Origin of the sequence: Nocardiopsis deserti (assembly GCF_008638355.1) — a bacterium.
GTDB lineage: Bacteria > Actinomycetota > Actinomycetes > Streptosporangiales > Streptosporangiaceae > Nocardiopsis > Nocardiopsis alborubida.
The window spans coordinates 91,858-108,933 of sequence record NZ_VWVS01000020.1; the positions used below are offsets into that span (position 1 = coordinate 91,858).

At 72.0% G+C, this 17,076-nt stretch carries 14 protein-coding genes; 3 read left to right on the plus strand and 11 right to left on the minus strand.

The genetic code is table 11. The features are described 5' to 3' along the window. Positions 1–484: 484 nt before the first annotated feature. The 5 genes from FYW99_RS25610 to FYW99_RS25630 form a co-directional block, all read right to left on the minus strand. Positions 485–2,986 carry a mannose-1-phosphate guanyltransferase gene (locus tag FYW99_RS25610; protein ID WP_150254628.1) on the minus strand — a complete coding sequence of 834 codons (2,502 nt, stop codon included), beginning with the start codon at positions 2,984–2,986 and terminating at the stop codon, positions 485–487. Positions 2,987–3,186: 200 nt separating this feature from the next. Next, a complete protein-coding gene (locus FYW99_RS25615; RefSeq protein ID WP_150254629.1) occupies positions 3,187–3,942 on the minus strand; it encodes a CDP-alcohol phosphatidyltransferase family protein in 756 nt (251 codons plus the stop codon). A 260-nt stretch (positions 3,943–4,202) separates the two neighbouring features. Then, positions 4,203–5,132 (minus strand): ArsA family ATPase, encoded by a 930-nt coding sequence (locus tag FYW99_RS25620; RefSeq protein ID WP_150254589.1) that lies wholly within the window; start codon positions 5,130–5,132, stop codon positions 4,203–4,205. Further along, positions 5,129–5,434, minus strand: a complete 306-nt coding sequence (locus tag FYW99_RS25625) for a cory-CC-star protein (protein WP_017564793.1) — start codon at positions 5,432–5,434, stop codon at positions 5,129–5,131. The genes FYW99_RS25620 and FYW99_RS25625 overlap by 4 nt, the downstream gene beginning before the upstream one ends. Positions 5,435–5,458: 24 nt before the next feature. Then, a complete protein-coding gene (locus FYW99_RS25630; protein WP_150254590.1) occupies positions 5,459–7,246 on the minus strand; it encodes a carbon starvation CstA family protein in 1,788 nt (595 codons plus the stop codon). A gap of 122 nt (positions 7,247–7,368) precedes the next feature. Between FYW99_RS25630 and FYW99_RS31955 the strand changes: the two genes are divergently transcribed. After that, the gene (locus tag FYW99_RS31955; RefSeq protein WP_190394808.1) at positions 7,369–8,313 is read left to right on the plus strand and encodes a hypothetical protein; all 945 of its coding nucleotides are present in this window, start codon (positions 7,369–7,371) and stop codon (positions 8,311–8,313) included. Between the two features lie 158 nt (positions 8,314–8,471). On the opposite strand, the gene FYW99_RS25640 is transcribed toward FYW99_RS31955, so the two are convergent. From FYW99_RS25640 to FYW99_RS25655, 4 genes are all read right to left on the minus strand, one after another. Next, positions 8,472–9,860 (minus strand): flavin monoamine oxidase family protein, encoded by a 1,389-nt coding sequence (locus FYW99_RS25640; protein WP_150254591.1) that lies wholly within the window; start codon positions 9,858–9,860, stop codon positions 8,472–8,474. 108 nt (positions 9,861–9,968) lie between these two features. Continuing rightward, positions 9,969–10,823, minus strand: coding sequence for a PRC and DUF2382 domain-containing protein (locus FYW99_RS25645; protein ID WP_150254592.1), 855 nt, complete (start codon positions 10,821–10,823; stop codon positions 9,969–9,971). A gap of 190 nt (positions 10,824–11,013) precedes the next feature. After that, positions 11,014–11,697: a DUF6309 family protein gene (locus FYW99_RS25650; RefSeq protein WP_150254593.1), complete on the minus strand. Its 684-nt coding sequence runs from the start codon at positions 11,695–11,697 to the stop codon at positions 11,014–11,016. Positions 11,698–12,150: 453 nt separating this feature from the next. Continuing rightward, entirely contained in the window at positions 12,151–13,839 is a 1,689-nt protein-coding gene (locus FYW99_RS25655) for an RICIN domain-containing protein (protein WP_150254594.1), read from the minus strand. A gap of 280 nt (positions 13,840–14,119) precedes the next feature. Here FYW99_RS25655 and FYW99_RS25660 point away from each other — a divergent pair, with 280 nt between their 5' ends. After that, positions 14,120–14,428 (plus strand): hypothetical protein, encoded by a 309-nt coding sequence (locus FYW99_RS25660; protein ID WP_150254595.1) that lies wholly within the window; start codon positions 14,120–14,122, stop codon positions 14,426–14,428. 288 nt (positions 14,429–14,716) lie between these two features. Here FYW99_RS25660 and FYW99_RS25665 read toward each other — a convergent pair whose 3' ends face one another. Further along, positions 14,717–15,469, minus strand: a complete 753-nt coding sequence (locus tag FYW99_RS25665; protein ID WP_150254596.1) for an NAD(P)-dependent oxidoreductase — start codon at positions 15,467–15,469, stop codon at positions 14,717–14,719. A 160-nt stretch (positions 15,470–15,629) separates the two neighbouring features. On the opposite strand from FYW99_RS25665, the gene FYW99_RS25670 reads away from it, so the two are divergent. Next, a complete protein-coding gene (locus FYW99_RS25670) occupies positions 15,630–16,304 on the plus strand; it encodes a TetR/AcrR family transcriptional regulator (RefSeq protein ID WP_150254597.1) in 675 nt (224 codons plus the stop codon). 222 nt (positions 16,305–16,526) lie between these two features. On the opposite strand, the gene FYW99_RS25675 is transcribed toward FYW99_RS25670, so the two are convergent. Then, positions 16,527–17,000 (minus strand): SRPBCC domain-containing protein, encoded by a 474-nt coding sequence (locus FYW99_RS25675; RefSeq protein WP_150254598.1) that lies wholly within the window; start codon positions 16,998–17,000, stop codon positions 16,527–16,529. Between the last annotated feature and the right edge of the window lie 76 nt (positions 17,001–17,076).

Here is a 17,076-nt window from a genome sequence, read left to right on the forward strand (position 1 = left end):
GTCGCGGCAGCGGTGCGCCTCACGCGGTCGGTCGCTAGGTCTCATCCCCCGTGTCGCACTCCTTGTCACCACCGGCGGGGGTGTCCGCCGTTGCCGGGATACCCGGTCCGGTGGGCGACGCGGCGCTTCGGGGAACACTCGACTTTAAACCATATCCCTGTCCAGGAAGGGTTTTGCTCCTCCCCGGCCCGCCGCGGACGACCCGCCGCGAACGGATCGGTGAGCGGGGTGTCCGGCGACGGTGGCGGGCCGGGGCGGGACAACAGACCTGTCCTGGTGCTGATGCCGTGTCGGCGGGTTTGGTTCTCCACGGATCCCCCCGGATTCGCACCGGCTTCACCGAACCGCCACGACCTGTCTGTATGTCGATTTTAACCCGCGGGGTCACTCACGGTAGGGCCCGCGCCCGCGCACGGGGCGTGATGCCGCGGGCACGCGCCGCGCGGGCGCGGACGGTCGTCCGTCCGCGCCCGCGCGGCCCGCCTCAGCCCTCGGCCCGTTCCACGACGGCCGCCCACTCGTCCAGCAGGCGGTGCGCTGTGTCGGGGTTGGGACCTTCGGCCCAAAGATGGGTCACGGCCTCCGCGGTGTCGGGCAGGACCAGGGCCCAGCTTCCGTCCGGCTCGATCGCCCGGACGCCGTCGGTGGTGTCGAGTTCGCGGCCGCCAGCCGCCTCCACGACGGCGCGCATCACGCTCCCCTTGACCGCCCACGGGGTGGGCACCGAACGGCGCAGGAGGTGCGCCTGGGGGATCGTGCGGTCGATCTGGCTCAGCGAGCGGCGCGTCCGGGCCACCAGTGCCAGCAGCCGCACGAAGGCGGCGATGGCGTCGCTGGTGGGGCTGAACCGCGGCACGATGAACCCGCCCCGGCCGTCGCCCGCGAAGATGACGTCGTCCTGTGCCTGGACCGCCTTGGTGAGCTCGTCGGTGGCGGTGGCCGTCCAGTGGACCTTGACCCCGTGCGAGGCGGCCACGGTCTCGGCGACGCGGGTGGTGGTGACGGGCAGGGCCACCGTGCCGGTCCCGTACTCGGCGCAGACCAGCTCCAGGACGACCAGCAGGGCCCGGTCGCTGTGGACCAGGTCGCCGCTCTCGTCCACGATGGACAGCCGTTCGGCCACGGGGTCGAACCGCACACCGAAGTCGGCGCCCGAGCCCGCGACCAGCTCGCCCAGCCGCGCCAGGTCGCGGTTCTGCTTGGCGACGGTGTCGGTGGGCGAGGACTCGTCCAGCCGGTTGTTGACGGTGAGCACGTCCACGCCGATCCGGCCCAGAAGGGAGGGCAGGATGAGCGAGCCGCTGCCCCCGGCGCAGTCCACGACGACCTTGAGCTCCGCCTCGGCCACGCCGGAGGTGTCCACCTTGCGCAGCAGCTCGTGGGAGTAGCTCTCCACGTTGCGCGAAGGGAAGGTCAGCTCGCCGATCTCGCCGGGGAAGGCCCGGCGGTACTCGGCGCGGGAGAAGACCCGGTCGAGCTTGCGCTGGGCACCGGGCGACAGGTCGGCGCCGTCGCCGTCCAGGAACAGGATGTCGACCGACTCGGGGTCGCCCGGCGTGGTGCGCACCGTGATGCCGCCGCTGACACCGCTCTGGGAGGTGTGGAAGCGGGCCACGGGCAGCGGCACCACCTCCAGGTCGCGCACCTCGATGGCGGCCGCGGTGAGCGCGCTGATGATCGCGCGCTTGAGCGTGCGGGCGGCGCGCGAGACGTCACGCGAGGTGGTGACGATCGCGCCCTTCTTCAGGGTGGTGGCGTAGGCGTTGGCCAGGCGCACCGCCAGTTCCGGGGTGATCTCGACGTTGATCAGGCCGGACACGCCCCGGGGGCCGAACAGCGAGCGCTGCCCGCGCGACTCCCAGATGACGTTGGTGCTGACCACCGCACCGGCCTCGATCGTCTTGAACGGGTAGACCTTGACGTCGTTGTGGAGGTAGGCCTCGGACTCGACGACGCAGTCCTCGCCCACGACCGCGCCCTCCTCGATCCGGGCGGCGGCCATGACGTCGGTGTTCTTGCCGATGACGGCGCCGCGCAGGTTGGCGCCGCGGCCGATGAACACGTTGTCGTGCAGGACCGTGCGGTGGGCGAAGGCCTCCGAGCGCACGACGGTGTTGCTGCCGACCACGGTGAACTCGCGCAGCTCGGCGCCCGCCTCGACCTTGGCGTAGTCGCCGATGTAGAGCGGGCCCTTGAGGACGGCCTCGGGGTGGACCTCGGCGCCCTCGCCGACCCACACGCCCGGGGAGACCTCGAAGCCGTCGATGTCCACGTCCACCTTGCCCGAGAGCACGTCGGCCTGGGCGCTGAGGTAGCTCTCGTGGGTGCCCACGTCCTCCCAGTAGCCGTCGGCGACGTAGCCGTAGAGGGGCTCGCCCTCCGCCAGCAACTGGGGGAAGACGTCCCCGGACCAGTCGACGACCTCGCCCTCGGCGACGCGTTCGAGGACCTCCGGCTCCATGATGTAGATGCCGGTGTTGACGGTGTCGGAGAAGACCTGGCCCCAGGTGGGCTTCTCCAGGAAGCGTTGGACGCGCCCCTGCTCGTCGACGATGATGATGCCGAACTCCAGCGGGTTCTCCACCCGCTTGAGGCCGATGGTGACCTTGGCGCCGCTCTCGCGGTGGAAGCGGACCATGTCGGTCAGGTCGATGTCGGTGAGCGCGTCGCCGGAGATGACGATGAAGGGCTCGCCGCGCAGGTGCTCCTCGGCGTTCTTGACGCTGCCCGCCGTGCCGAGCGGCACCTCCTCGGCGACGTAGCTGAGCTTCATGCCCAGTTCCTCGCCGTCGCCGAAGTAGTTGCGGATGAGGGTGGCCAGGAACTGCACGGTGACCACGGTCTCGGTGAAGCCGTGCTTGCGCAGCAGGCGCAGCACGTGCTCCATGATGGGCTTGTTGACCACCGGGAGGAGTGGTTTGGGCTGGTTCGCCGTCATGGGGCGCAGGCGGGTTCCCTCGCCGCCCGCCATCACGACGGCCTTCATCGGAGGTGCGGTGACCTCCGGGGTGGTGTCTTCGGCCTGGCTCATCGTCGGTACCTCCGTACCGCTGGGCCGTCGGTGCGCACCGAGGGGGGATGGTGTTCGGAGCGCACGCCGTTGCGGGCGGCGGGACATGTTCTCATGCGGAGACGACACTCCCTTTCGATCCGACAGGACTCGTGGTGAGCCGGTCCGCGTGCGGATCAGGGGCCGGTCCGCCCCTGGTCCGGGCGGCTCGGTCGGTCCGCGCCCCCGGCGGCCGCGCCGGGGTCGCCGTCAGCGGTCGCCGGTGCGGCTGGACCGGGTCGGTCCTGGGCGTGACCGCGCACGGGGTCGCTGTCGCCCACGGCCCTGGGGCCGTCGGTGCGATCAGCGCTTTCGTCGCGGCGGGTCTGGGCCATCAGGCGCAGTCCCTGTACGGCGTAGAGCAGTCCGGCCCACCAGTACAGAGCAGTTCCCCAGAGTGCGAAGGCCCAACCTATAATTCTCGCCACATCTGCGGCGATCGTGGCGTAACCAGCGAGGAACAGCAGCGGGAACGAGTACAGCAGGCACAGCGTGGCGGCCTTGCCGGCGAAGTTGACCGGGAGGGGCCCGTAGCCGAAGTGGCGCAGGAGCGGCAGGGCGCCCAGGATGAGGACGTCGCGCAGCACGAGGATGCCCATGAGCCACCAGGGCACGATGCCGCGGATGACCAGGCCGAGCAGGGCGGCGAAGATGTAGAGCCGGTCCGCGAGGGGGTCGAGCACGGTGCCCAGGCGCGAGGCCTGGTTCCAGGCGCGGGCGATCTTGCCGTCGAGCCAGTCGCTGAGGCCCGCCAGGGCCAGCACGAGCAGGGCCCACCAGTCGGCCTGGGGCACCAGCACGAGCCACAGGAACAGGGGCACGCCCAGCAGCCGGAGCATGCTCAGTAGGTTGGGAACCGTCCAGACGCGGTCACTGACCGCCGGGCTGACCACATCGCCCCCCGCCGTGTGTCTGCCTTCTTGCGCGGATCGCCCCATGGCGCCAACGATAACGGGCGGGAGGGTCGTTTCCCGCCACCGTGGGTCCACCCGCCCTGGTCGGAGGACGGCCGCACCCCGATCGTACCGTGTACGCTTTCCGGTTTCCCCGGCCGGAACCCCCCGTTCCGGAGCCCCTACCACCGTCCAACGCGGGGCGGTCCGGCGGGGTTCCCCGCCCGCGGGCCCGGCCGCCGTTCCCCGTCTCCGGACCCTCAGCGGGCGGTGAGCAGGGAGGCCAGGCGGCGCAGGTGTTCGGGGCCGGTGGGCTCGGCGTCCTGGAGGGGGACCTCCACCGTCCCCAGTCGGGCGAAGCGCTCGCGGGTGGCGGCCAGGGCCTCGGCGGTGTCGGGCCCCGCGGCGTCCCCGTGCGGGATCTGGTTGACGACCACGGGGGCGAGCCGGAACCCGGCCCCGGTGAGCTGTTCGACGGCGCGGGCGGTCTCGGCCAGCACCATGCGGCGGGGCAGGGTCACCAGGCGCACCTCGGCGTCCCGGCGCAGGCGTTCGGCGGCGCGCTCCAGGCGGTGGCGGCGGGCGTGCAGGCGCTCGGTGAGGGGGTCGGCCTCCTCCTCCGAGCCGCCGACGATGTCGGCGAAGGCCTCGGCGCGGCGAGCCCGCTCGCGCTGGCGTGTCAGGCCCACCACCCAGGGGGTCAGGAGCGCGGGCAGGTTGAGCAGGCGCAGCAGGTGCCCGGTGGGGGCGCTGTCCACGACCAGGGCGTCCCAGCGCCGCCCCACCTCCTCCATGCGGTCCACGAGCAGGTCGGCCAGGGCGGACTCGGCCATGCCGGGGCTGGCCCCCGCCTGCTCCAGGTGGCGGCGCACCGCGGGCATCACCTCGGGCGGGACGGCCCGCTCGGCGTCCCTGACCACCTGGGCGATCCGGCGGCGCACGGCGGCGTCGGCGTCGGGTTCGGCGGCCCACAGGTTGGGGGCGACCGGGACGGGCTCGTCCTTGAGCGGCGTCTCCAGGGCGTCGCCGAGCGAGTGGGCGGGATCGGTGGACATCACCAGCACCCGGTGCCCGGCGTCGGCCAGGGCCAGCGCGTGCGCGGCGGCCAGGGTGGTCTTGCCGACCCCGCCCTTGCCGCCGACGAAGGTGATCGGCGCGGCGGGGACCGCGGCGGGTCCGGTCTCGGTCAACAGCAGCCTCCGGGTGCTCCGAAGTCCCTGCGGCCCATCCTCTGGTGCCACTCGTGCAGGTCGGCGACCATGTACGGGATGAGGTCGAGGGTCTCGTAGGCGACGGGGTTGTCCACCCCCAGGCTCTCCAGCATGAGCAGGGCCCGCAGGGTGTCCTGCTGGGTGCGGGCCTCGCGTCGGCGCGCGTGCCCCCAGCGCGCCTCGAAGACCTGCTGGTGGAAGTCCTCGAAGCGGCGCCAGGCGGCGACGGCGCGGCGCCAGGCTCCCGGCGGGGGCCCGGCGCCGGTGCCCGGTTCGCTCACGGGGTGCCGCCCCGGGCGCGGCGGTTACCTGCCCTCACCCTCGTCCCTCCCGGCGGTGGTCTCCTCGGTCGCGGCCTCGGCGACCGGCGGGCTCTTGCGCGCCTTGTTCAGGGCGATGGCGGCCTCGACCATCATCCACAGGGCCAGCAGCAGAATGACGCCGTCCAGCGGCGCGAGCAGGAAGGTCTGCATCGCGTCGCCCGAGACCGCGAAGTCGCGGAGCTGGATGACCAGCGCCCAGACGGTCATGACGGCCAGGAACACCAGCGGGATGAGGATCATGACCGGGTTGCGGTGGCGCTTGGTGACCCACACGGCGATGACCGACAGGGCCAGGCCCGCGGTGAGCTGGTTGGTGGTGCCGAACAGCAGCCACAGGGTGCCCACGGCGAAGTCGCCCGGGACCAGGGTCAGCGCGAGGGGGATGAGCACCGCGATGAGCGTGGCGACGGTGATGTTGCGGGCCAGGAAGGACATCGCCCGGTGCGGTGCGCTGCCGGAGGAGAAGCGCTCGGCGGTGATCGTGGCGATCTCCTGGATGATGTAGCGCTTGAGCCGGACCGCGGTGTCCAGGGTGGTGACGGCGAAGCTGACGATCACCAGGGCGCCGAAGACCAGGGCGGTGCTCTCGGGGACGCCGATGTTGGAGGCGAAGCCCGCCACGCCCTGGACGAACATGCCCTGCGGGTCGGCGGAGGCGGCCTCCCAGTCGACGTAGAGGGTGCCCCACTCGACGCCGGAGTTGGCGGAGTAGACCATGACGCCCGCGGTACAGGCCAGGATCGAGCACAGCGCCAGCGTTCCCTCGCCCAGGGAGCTCAGGTAGCCGACGTAGCGCGCGTCGGTCTCCTTGTCGATCTGCTTGGAGGTGGTCCCGGAGGCGACCAGGCTGTGGAAGCCCGAGACCGCGCCGCAGGCGATGGTGATGAACAGCAGCGGGAAGATCGGCGGGGAGCCCGCCGGGGTGTCGCGGAAGAGCGGCGCCGCGATCGTGTCCATGCCCACGGTCACGCCGACCATGATGACCAGCAGTGCCACGATCATCTGCTGCTGGTTGATGTAGTCGCGGGGCTGGAGCAGCAGCCACACCGGCAGGCGGGAGGCCACGAACGCGTAGGCGAACACGATCACGATCCACAGCAGGTTCTCGGTGATCCCCGTGGCCTCGGCGACCGGCGCGAGGCTGACGGGCAGGAGCTGGCCCAGCGGGATGCAGGCGTAGACCAGGAGCAGCGCGATGATCGACGGGAGCAGCGCGGCGGTGCGGCGGCGGTAGACCACCTGCCCCACGGCGATGGCCAGCGGGATGGTGACCAGGGTGGGCAGCACCGACTCGGGCGTGCCCACGAACAGCCCGGCGATGACGATGGCGAACACCGCGTTCACCAGGGTCACCAGGAAGAAGATGATCAGCAGGAACAGGATGCGCGCCCGGGACCCGATGACGTCGCCCGCCAGGGTGCCGATGCTGCGGCCCTTGCTGCGCAGCGAGACCACGATCGACCCGAAGTCGTGGGCGCCCGATCCGAAGATGGTGCCCAGGATCACCCACAGCAGTGCCGGTCCCCAGCCCCAGAACACGCCGATCGCCGGGCCGACGATGGGTGCGGCGCCCGCCACGGAGATGAAGTGGTGCGCGAGGACGATGTGCTTGTTGGTGGGGACGTAGTCCACGCCGTCCTGGAGCGTGTGCGCGGGCGTGGTGAAGGACGGGTCCAGGGCGTAGACCCGTTTGGCCAGGTAGGCCGAGTAGAAGCGGTACGCCAGCGCGAAGATCGCCAGGGTGCCGAGCAGTACTGCTACAGCGGGCATGGGGGTCTTCCTTCTTCCGGTGTCAGGACCGGGTGGGCGGGGTCTGTGTGTGCTCTGTCCAGGCGGTTCGGGTACAGTCCCGAGAAATTAACATGAGTCACACATCACAGAAAAGGAAGTATGTGGAAGATTTCGCCACGGCCTGGCGGCGTTCGGCCGTCGGCGAGCTGTCCTGGGTGACTCCGCGGGGGCTGCCGGTGAGCGTCCCGGTGGTGCCGCTGACGGACGGGGAGACGCCGTGCGCGGCCCTTCCGCTGGCCCGCCTGGACCTGGTGGACGCGCTCGGCACGCGCGCCGCGTTCAGCCTGACCGCACCCGCCCCGGGGACGGACACCGGTCTGGTGGGGGTCGGGCCGGTGGAGGTGCGGCTGGACCCGGGGGGCCGCCTGTTCGGCCGCGACCTGGTGGAGCAGGAGGCGGCCAAGCACCCGCCGACCCGTTTGCGCGCGGGGAGCCTGATGGCGCGCAAGGAGAACTGGTGGTGGATGGCGCGCGCCCTGGTGACCCTGACCGGGGTGGACCGGGTGGAGACGGTGCGCAGGCGCGACCGCGCGCAGGACGCCCTGCTGGTACGGGAGTGGAGCGCGGGGGCCGACACGGACGCGGGCACGGGCACGAACGCTGGCACGGGCACGGGAGCGCCAGTCACCGCTGCCGGATCGCGTGCGGACGCGGACGCGCGTGCACACGCTGACGTCGGCATGGGTGCGGACGCGGGAGCGGGCCCCGGCGCGGACGTGCGCGTGGACGTGGTCACCGCGCGGGACTGGTCGGCCGGTCCGGGCCGGAGCGTGGAACTGTGGTCGCGCGACGGCGGCGACCTGTCCGGCCGGGGCGGCCGGGCCCTGGTGATGGGGCACCAGGCCAGCCCCGACTTCGAGCGCTGGGAGCGCTGGACGCGCGCCGGAACGCTGTCGGGGCAGGTCCTGGCGGTCACCGAGGCCGACGGCGGCCCCGACGCGGACCCGCGGCCCTTCCGCCTGCTGGAGCGGCTGCGCAACCACCGCGAGGTGGAACACGCCTGCCGCGCGGGGATCCGGACCGTGGAGAGCCGCCTGGGGCTCTGACCAACGCCCCCGCGGTGGCCCGGAGCACGGCGGGTTTCCGACGCGGAGCCGCCGCGCCGCACGCGCCCCCGCCGCCCCGGGTGTGGCCTCCGCCGGCCCGAGCGCCACTGCTCCGGCCACGGTCCCACCGGGCCGCACGCGGATCCGCGGTGGCGGGCTCACAACTCCAGGATGCGCTCGGCCTCCCTCCGGCCCGAGAGCAGGGCACCGTGCACGGTGGCCGTGTGCTCGGTCTCGGTCGCCTCTCCCCCGAAGAACAGCCGTTCGCCGACCGGCTCGCCCAGCGCCACCCGGTCCTCGTCCCCCGATCCCACGGCGGTGAAGGAGAAGCTGCCCCGGGCGAACGGGTCGTCCATCCAGTGGGTGAGGTGGTGGCCGACGGGTTCGGGCACCTTGCGGAACAGGCCGCGCAGCGAGTCCATCGCGTGCCCGACCACGTCGGCCTCGTCCTTCTCCTCCAGGAACCGGGCCGCGTTGCCGCCGTTGCGGCAGACCAGGATCGGCGCGCCCATGACCCGCTGACCCGCGTACCAGTGGAACCACGTCCCCTCCTCGGTCCCCAGGTGCACGAGGACCTCGGCGTCGCCCCAGAAGACGTCCTCGAAGCGCAGGAACAGCTTCTCCAGGCGGCCGCTGCCCAGGCGTTCGACGGCGCCGCTCTTGTCCTCGGGCAGCGCCGGGTCGAAGCCGACCCCCCCGGCCTTGAGCACGCCCAGGGGCAGGGTCACCAGGACCCGGTCGGCGGTCAGGGTCTCCTCCCCGCCGGACGTGTCCACGCGCACGCCCGCGCCGTCCTCGTCGTGGAAGACCGACAGCACCACGTGCTCCAGGCGCACGTCCAGCCCTCGTGCCAGGTGGTCGGTGACCTGGGCCATGCCGTCCGGGAAGACGACGTCGTCGCCGCTGAACTCGTGCAGGGCCGCCACCGCGGTGAAGGCGACCTCGTCGGCGTCGGCGCCGTGGTCGCCCTCCACGAGGCGGTGCACGATCTCGTTGGCGTCGCGGGCCCTGCCCCGCACCAGGTTGGCGTCGTAGAGGGCCTGTTTGATGCCCTCCTCCATCGACTCCTGCGGCGTGGCGCCGACGTTGTCCCAGTACATGTGCTCGTGCAGGAGGTTGACGTCCTCCATGTTGCGGCGGTGGCGGTCGAAGAGCAGCCTGCGGCCCTTGGGGTCGTAGGCGGTCTCGGTGGAGCGGTTGAACACGGTGGTGCGGACGCCGATCTCGCGGACCAGCCGCCCGAGGGGGTTGTTCTCCTCACCGCGTATCCAGGAGGCGCCCACGTCGAGCGTGGCCGACGTGCCGTCCCACGCGCGCAGGGAGTGGATGCGCCCTCCCAGGCGGTCGCGGGCCTCCACGACGGTGACGCGCTCGCCCTCCTCCGCGAGCCGGTCGGCGGCGGCCAGCCCGGCGATGCCCGCGCCCACGACGATGGTGTGCCCGCGCCCGGGCCCGGCCTCGCGCCCGCGCGGCGGGGACGTCGTGGGCTCCTCCTCCGCTCCCCCGTCCCCGATGGTCTCCTCGCTGACGTCCCCCGGCTCAGTCATGTACCTCCCCCTCCGTGTCGGCGCACGACAGCGGTGCGCACGCGTCGTCCCCGGACCGTGTGTCCGGGGACGACTCCAGCCCCGTCCAGGCCCGTCCGGGCGGCCGGGTCAGGCGTTGGCGGGCGGCTCCCCCTCGTCGTCCTCCAACTCGACCCGCTCGCGGCGGCGCTGGCCCTGGACGTGCTCGTCACGGGTCACGTCGCGCTTGCGGACGTGGACCTCCTCGACGGGGACCTGCTCCTTGGAGACGACCGGGCGCTCCTCGTAGAGCGTGAAAGTCTCCTCGTCCTCGCTCATCTCCCGGGGCTCGCGCACCGCGGAGGGGTCGTCCACCGGACGCCGCTCGACCTGGAGCTCGTCGTGGTGCAGCGGGACCGTCTCGTCGAACTGCTCGGTCTCCACGTACTTGTGCATGCGGGCGTGTCCGGCCTCGCGCCGCTCCACCCCGATGTCCACGCGCTCCTCCGAGCGCGTCATCGAGATGTCGTCGCGCTCGTCCGCCATGGCGGCGTCCCGGTCGCGCGTGGCGGCGTCACCGGCCATGCCCCCCGCCATGCCTCCGGCGGCTCCTCCGGCCATGTCCTCCCGGCCGGTGGTCTGCGGTCCGGGGCCCCGGCCCATCGCGGTCTCCTCACCCCGCATCGGGGGGCCGCCGTGCTGCGCGTAGTACTGGCGGACCGTCTGCTCCTCCTCGGGAGAGATGTGCCGGTCGGCGTCGACGTGCGGGGCGTCCTTGACGACGGACTTCTCGTAGGGGACCCGGATGTCCTCCTCCACGGGCTGGGAGCCCTGGAGCGGGACGAGGGTCTCGTGCCTGCCGAACAGACCGGTGTGCACGGACACCCAGCTCGGCTGGTCGGTGTTGTCGTCGAGGTAGACCTGGTTGATCTTGCCGACGTTCTGGCCCTCCCGATCGAGGACGTGGTGCCCGATCAGGTCTGCGGGTGTGCGATCGCGTGCCACGATGTCCCCCTAGTGGTTCGCGTGGTCGAGGGGCGGGTGCCCCAACGCTGTCCGCCCACCTCCTACCCGCCATGAGCTGCGCGGACTAACGGCTCACCCAAGCCGCTAACGAGTCCGGGGAGAGTGTTGGCCGTCCCCTTGCCCGGGGCGGCCGGGAATTGACGCACACGTGAGGTTGGGCCCCTCGGGGTCAAGCGTTTTTGGTGTGGGCGGTGGCCTCGGCTGGGACCGTTCCGGAGCGACGGGCTGTGGAGGGCGCGTGCGCGCCGGGGGCGCCCGGGTCGGGGGCGCCTTCCGCGGGGACGTCGGTGCGGGAGCGGCCCGTGTCGGGGGCCTCCGGGTCGCGGAGGCCGGGCACGGGACCGGCCAGGTACGCCTCCAGGACGGGTTGCGGGGGAAGCCGGTCCGCCAGCGCCCAGGCGAGCATGCGGTGCAGGCCGTCCAGGTGGGTCACCGCGTCGGTGCGTTCGAGCCGCTCGTAGAAGGGGTGGTCGAGGGCGCGCGAGCTCAGGAACAGCGGCGCGTGGGCCGCCTCGGTGTGCCAGTCCAGCTTGTTCCAGCACACCGGGTTGGTGGTGGGGTACTCCCGGCGCCAGGCGGTGAGCGTGCTCAGGGCCTCGGCGACGGTCGCCCCGTCCGGGGGGACCAGTTCGCGTTCCCCGTACTCGCCCGTGTGCCAGGGCAGGAGCACGGACAGGACGTCCGCGCGGTCCAGGGCGACCCGGTGCCACGTCCCGCCGAGCTGGCGGGTGGCCAGGGTCAGGGCGCTCTCGGCGTACCCGTTGGTGGCACGGGAGACCTCGTCCTCCGACGGGTGGGTGGCGCGGAAGCGCCGGAGGACGGCGTCGGGGGTGACGGGTTCGAGGATCTGCACGGGTTCGGTCCTCAGGTCGGCCCGCCGGGGAACGGGTGGCGGTCGCGGGGGTTCGGCGGTCGCCGGGGTCACGGGTCCCGGGGATGACCGCGGTCCGGCGGTCGTGAGGGTCGCCGCGGCCCACGTCCGTGGCGGCTACTGCTGCCCGGAGGATAGACGGCGAGAGCGCACCGGGAAAAGGGACCGCACACCGCGTCGGCACTCTTGGTGTTGGTGCGGGCGCACAGGGCTGGGATGCGGGGGTCCCGCCGTTCCCACCACCGCTCTTCGGTCCGCGCCTGCCCCCGGACCGCGCGCGGCGGGTCCGGGACGGGGCCGGAGGCGGAAGCTGGAGCGGGGCGACGGGAGGGCATGCCGCACGGTGCCGGGTAGGGAGCGACGCCGGGGCCCCAGGGGGTCGGGCCCCGGCGTCACGCGTGGTCAGGACGTGTTCCGGCCCTGGTCAGGCCGTGGTCAGCAGGTCTGGTCGCTGCTGTTCTGGAAGGTGACGTTGCGGACGGTCAGGTTCACCGAGCACGGGTTCTCCACGAGCGAGGTGTTGGCCAGGGTCAGGTTCTGGAACGTGATGTTCGAGGTGTTGGCGAACTCCGAGCGGGCCGCGATCCGGACGCTGCCCGGACCGGCGATCGTGCCCCCGGAGAAGGTGACGTTGTGGCAGTTCTCGACCAGCACCGCGTTGTTGCCGGTCTGGGCGATGTCCACGCGGTCGATGACCGCGCCGCCGCTCTCGGAGACGCAGAAGACCCCGCGGCCGCCGCCGCGGGCGCGGACCTCGCCGACCCGGATGTTGGTCGGGTAGCCGCCGTCGAGGCGCCCGTTGCGGTTGGCCATGCGAAAGGCCGCGTAACCGGTCCCGGTCCCCGCCCCCTCCGCGTCCACCAGGCCGACCGTGGCGTTGACGGTGTCGTTGAGCAGCAGGCCGGAGTAGGCGGTGTCGCGCGCCGTGACGGTGCCGATGGTCAGCCCGTCGACGCCGTAGGTCTCCACACCGTGGTTGCCGGTACCGGACACGTACACGTCGTCGATGCTGATGTCGCGTGCCTCGCGGACGGCGTCGTTGTCACGGCTGTCGATGCGCATGCCCAGTCCTCCGGACAGGCGCAGGTCGATCTGGCCGAAGTGCACGTTCTGGGACGTGCGGACGTAGACGCCGAAGTACGGGGAGCCGGTGACCGCCAGGTGCGGCACGGAGACGTTCTCGGCGTGCCTGACGCGCACGGCGGCGTTGCTCCCGGTCGCAGATCCGCTGACGTGGATCGTGCCGCACACCTCCAGCGAGGTGTGGCTGGGCAGGTCGAGCGAGGTGTTGGCGGGCATGGAGCCGGAGCCGCGCACGACGACGCTCTCCTGTGAGGTGCGGCCGGAACTGAGGCTGCCCACGGCCGCGCGCATGGCCGCGAGCATGTCGCCGCCGGTGTAGACGGTGCTGCCGCCGTTGCGGGCGGTCCAGGTGGATCCGTTCTGGACGGCCTCGGCGTCGTAGGAACCGCTGCCGCAGTCCCCGTTTCCCCCGCCGCCGTCACCGTCCACGCGGACCAGGTCCCAGACCTGGTTGGCGCCGCCGAGGGAGTCGTACTGCGACAGGCGGTCGCCCGGGGTGGTGCTCCACTCCCAGACCTCCAGGGCCCTGCCGCTGAGGCGGTTGATCAGCTGGACGCCGCCGCCGGTGTCGACCGGGCGCCACTGCTGGTTGGCGTTGCCGAGGTCGGTGAACTGGCGGATCTCGGCACCGTTGGCGGTGGAGTGCTCCCAGACGTCGATCGCCTTGCCGCTGTTGCGGTTGACGATGCGGTAGTAGCCGTCACCTGCGGAGACGAAGCGGAACTGCTGCCAGGACTCACCGAGGTCGTGCCACTGGATGATCTGGGCTCCGTCCGCGGTCGAGGCGTTCTCGACGTCGGCGACCAGGCCGCTGTGCTGGTTGCGCAGGACGTAGTAGGCGCCGGTGTCGATGTCGGCGGCCTGGGCGGGGGCGGTGGCGGCGATGGAGAGGCCGCTCGTGCAGAGCACGACGGCCAGGGCGGAGTACAGGAACCTCCGCAGGCGCGACAGGCGCGAGAGGGGTCTGCGGGAGGGTGGGGAGGACGGCGGCGCGGTCCGGAACGCGCCGGAGGAACTGGGGCGTGGGGGGTTGATGGGCACTGCTGCTCCTCTGTGCGAACTCCGGACGGCGGTGTCCGGAAGGAGTGAGGGGTGGGGAGCGCTCCCATGCAACAGGAAGTTAACACGAAAAACGTTTTTACGGTAGCCGCGTGACTACGGTCTGAAAGGGACGGGGTCCCGGAAAGGGACGGGGTTCCGGGAGTGGAGCAGCGGGACCGGCTGTGGCATCATCCCGGCATGACCATCAGCAGACGGGCCCGTGCCGCGTAGACGGCCGGGAAGCATCCGTGCCCGCGTTCCCCCGAGGAGAAGGCACCGGATGGGTGAACCGTTCGCACTGCCGGGGCTGTCCGGAGCGGCGAACGCCGAGGTCGCCCGATTGGAGCTTCAGCGTCCGGAGCTGTACCCGGGGCGCGTCCGCGAGGCCTTCGACTTCTGGGAGCGGTTCGTGCGCAACCCGTACCGGCGGCTGTGGGACCACGGGCAGGAGGAGGGGTGCGGCGCGCCGAGCTGTCGTAACCACCTCTGGGAAACGCGGGACCTGCTGGACGCGGTGGCGTACCGGATGACCCCGCACCGAGCCCGGGAACTGCGCGCTCTTCTCCGCGAACTGGATGACCTGTACTGAGAGCGCCCGCCAGCGGGTGCTGGGTGTGGACGGGCCGGAAACGTTGTTGGTGTGACGCAAGGGTCTTGACCTGCGATGATCTTGTACTTATAGCGAGGTTGGGACGTCCACTCTCGCTATAAGTACAAGATCACGGGGAAGAGGGACGCGGTCGCTGGGCGAGGGTGCGCGCATTGAACACATCGGCGGACGCCCTGAGGCCGCGAGGAAGCCGGGTACCACGAAGCCCCGGAAGCAGTGGTGCTTCCGGGGCTCGGCGTTGTGGGGGTACGTGAGGGGCGGGCGCCCTCAGCGAGGCTCCTCCCCGCTCTGCGGCGCTGACGGACGGGCGTGCGCGAGGGCCGAGGGCGTGCCGCGGCCGACGATCGCCGGGGCCTCGCGGACCAGCGCGTCGTCGGTGATCGCCTCGACCATGAACAGCGCGAAGTCGGTGCGCCGGGTGATGTTGCTGGCCAGCACCGGATCCCCGATGTGCCTGCTCCACACCGGCAGCCCCTGACTCTCCCCCTCCTCCAGGTCGCTGCCGCGTACGACCGTCCACCGGGTGTCGCTGTGGAAGATCCTGCGGCACGCCTCCACCTGGTCGTCGATGTCGACGGCGCGGACCAGCCGTGCCAGCACGGTCATGATCCGGACGGTGGCGAGGAACCGGCGCGAGTACACGTCCCGGCCGTCGCGGGTGATGTGCCAGCCGCAGGAGAACACCAACCGTGCGCCCTTCGGCGCCAGGTCGAGCACTGCCTGGGCGGTGCCCGAGGAGTAGCCGTGGACTCCCCACGGGACCAGGACCGTGAGCACCGCGTCGCATCCGGCGACCGCGCGGGCGACGACCTCCCGGTCGTCCGTCTGTCCCGGGACCACGGTGATGCGGTCCCCGAAGTCCGCCAGCTTCTCCACGCTCCGGGCCCGGCACACGGCCACGACCTCGTAGTCGCGGTCCAGGGCGTGCTGGACCATGTACCGCCCGAGCTTGCCCGAGGCCCCGATGACGCAAACCCGCAACCGGCGCCCGCCCTCCGGTCTCCCCTGTCCCGTGCCCATACCCGTCCCCTTCCGATCGTCCGGCGAACGTCCCGGGGAACCGGCACGGCCGCGAACCTCTCCCTTACACCCGTAAGGCTGTACTTGAAAGCTAGCCTTACACCAGTAAGGCCGTCAAGGAGAGACGGCGGAGCACCGACACAGTTCACGGAGATTCCACGTGGCACCGAGTCCCGAACGGCAACGCCCCTCCCTGAGCCGGGAGCGCATCTTCCAGGCGGCCGCGAGCGTGGCCGACGAGCGCGGTGTGGCCTCGGTGAGCATGCGCAAGGTAGCCGAGCACCTGGGAGTGGAGGCGATGTCGCTGTACCACCACGTGGCCAACAAGGACGAGATCCTGGACGGGGTCGTCGACCTGGTCTTCGGCGAGATCGAACTACCGGACGGAGCGGTCGGCTGGAGGGCCGCCATGCGCCTGCGCGCGCTCTCGGCCAGGGCGGTGCTCTCGCGCCACACGTGGGCGCTGGGACTGATGGACTCCCGCCGCAACCCCGGTCCGGCCACGCTGCGCCACCACGACTGGGTGATCGGGTGCCTGCGGGGGGCGGGGTTCTCCATCGCGATGGCGGCCCAGGCGTTCTCGACCCTGGACAGCTACGTCTACGGGTTCGTCCTCCAGGAGGCGAGCCTGCCGTTTCGGACGTCCGAGGAGCTGGAGGACGTGGCAGGGACGATCCGCCAGGGAATGCCCGCCGACCGCTACCCCCATCTGACCGAGATGATGACCGACCACGCCCCGCGGCCGGGCTACGCCTACGCCGACGAGTTCGCACTCGGTCTGGACCTGATCCTCGAAGGCCTGGCGGGAGCCCTCGCGGCCTCCGCCTCACCGTGACCACCCACCACGTCCGAAGGCGAACGCGGCCTCCGGCACACACGTGAGCCGCGAGGGCCGGGGTCCCCGGGTTCCGGGACCAGGCGGGGTGAAGGCAGGGAACGGAGGGCCGGGGCGCGGGGTGTGACGCTGACAGCGGACGACCGGACCCGACCTCAGAAGCCTGGTCTCAGAAGGCCGAGGCGCTCGCCCGCCGCGGCGGGCGCCTCACCGCTCCGCGTGTCACCGCTCCACGTGGGCAGCGAGGTTGGCCAGGGAGGAGGCGAGGGCCTCCTCGTGGACGGCGTGGTCGATGCCCCGGGGTACGTCGGCGGCCTCGACGGTGACCAGGGTGCCCTCCGGGTCCGCCGTGAGGGTCCAGGTCATCGTCATGGTCCCGGCGAAGTCGGGGTCCGGGGACTCGAAGTCGATCCGCTGCACGACCCGCTCCCCGGGCACCAGCTCGGCGAAGGCGACCTCGGTGACGTCCTCCGTCTGCGAGGTCTTGCCGTGCCCCGCCTCCGGGTCGAGGTAGGTCAGCACCATGCGGTACCCGCCCCCGGGCCACGGCTCGAAGCGGTCGACCCGGCCGGTCATGCCCTCCGGCGGCAGCCAGGCCGCGAGGGCGTCCGGTTCGGTCATCGCCGCGTAGACCGCCGCCGCGGAGGCGCGGACGGTCCTGCTGCCCCGGTCGGTGCGCGGTGACCTCGATGTCATGGTCGCCCTCCTCGAACACTGCCCTTGGTACACGGGCAACCTAGCCGACACCGCCGACAGACTCTCCCGAGCAGCC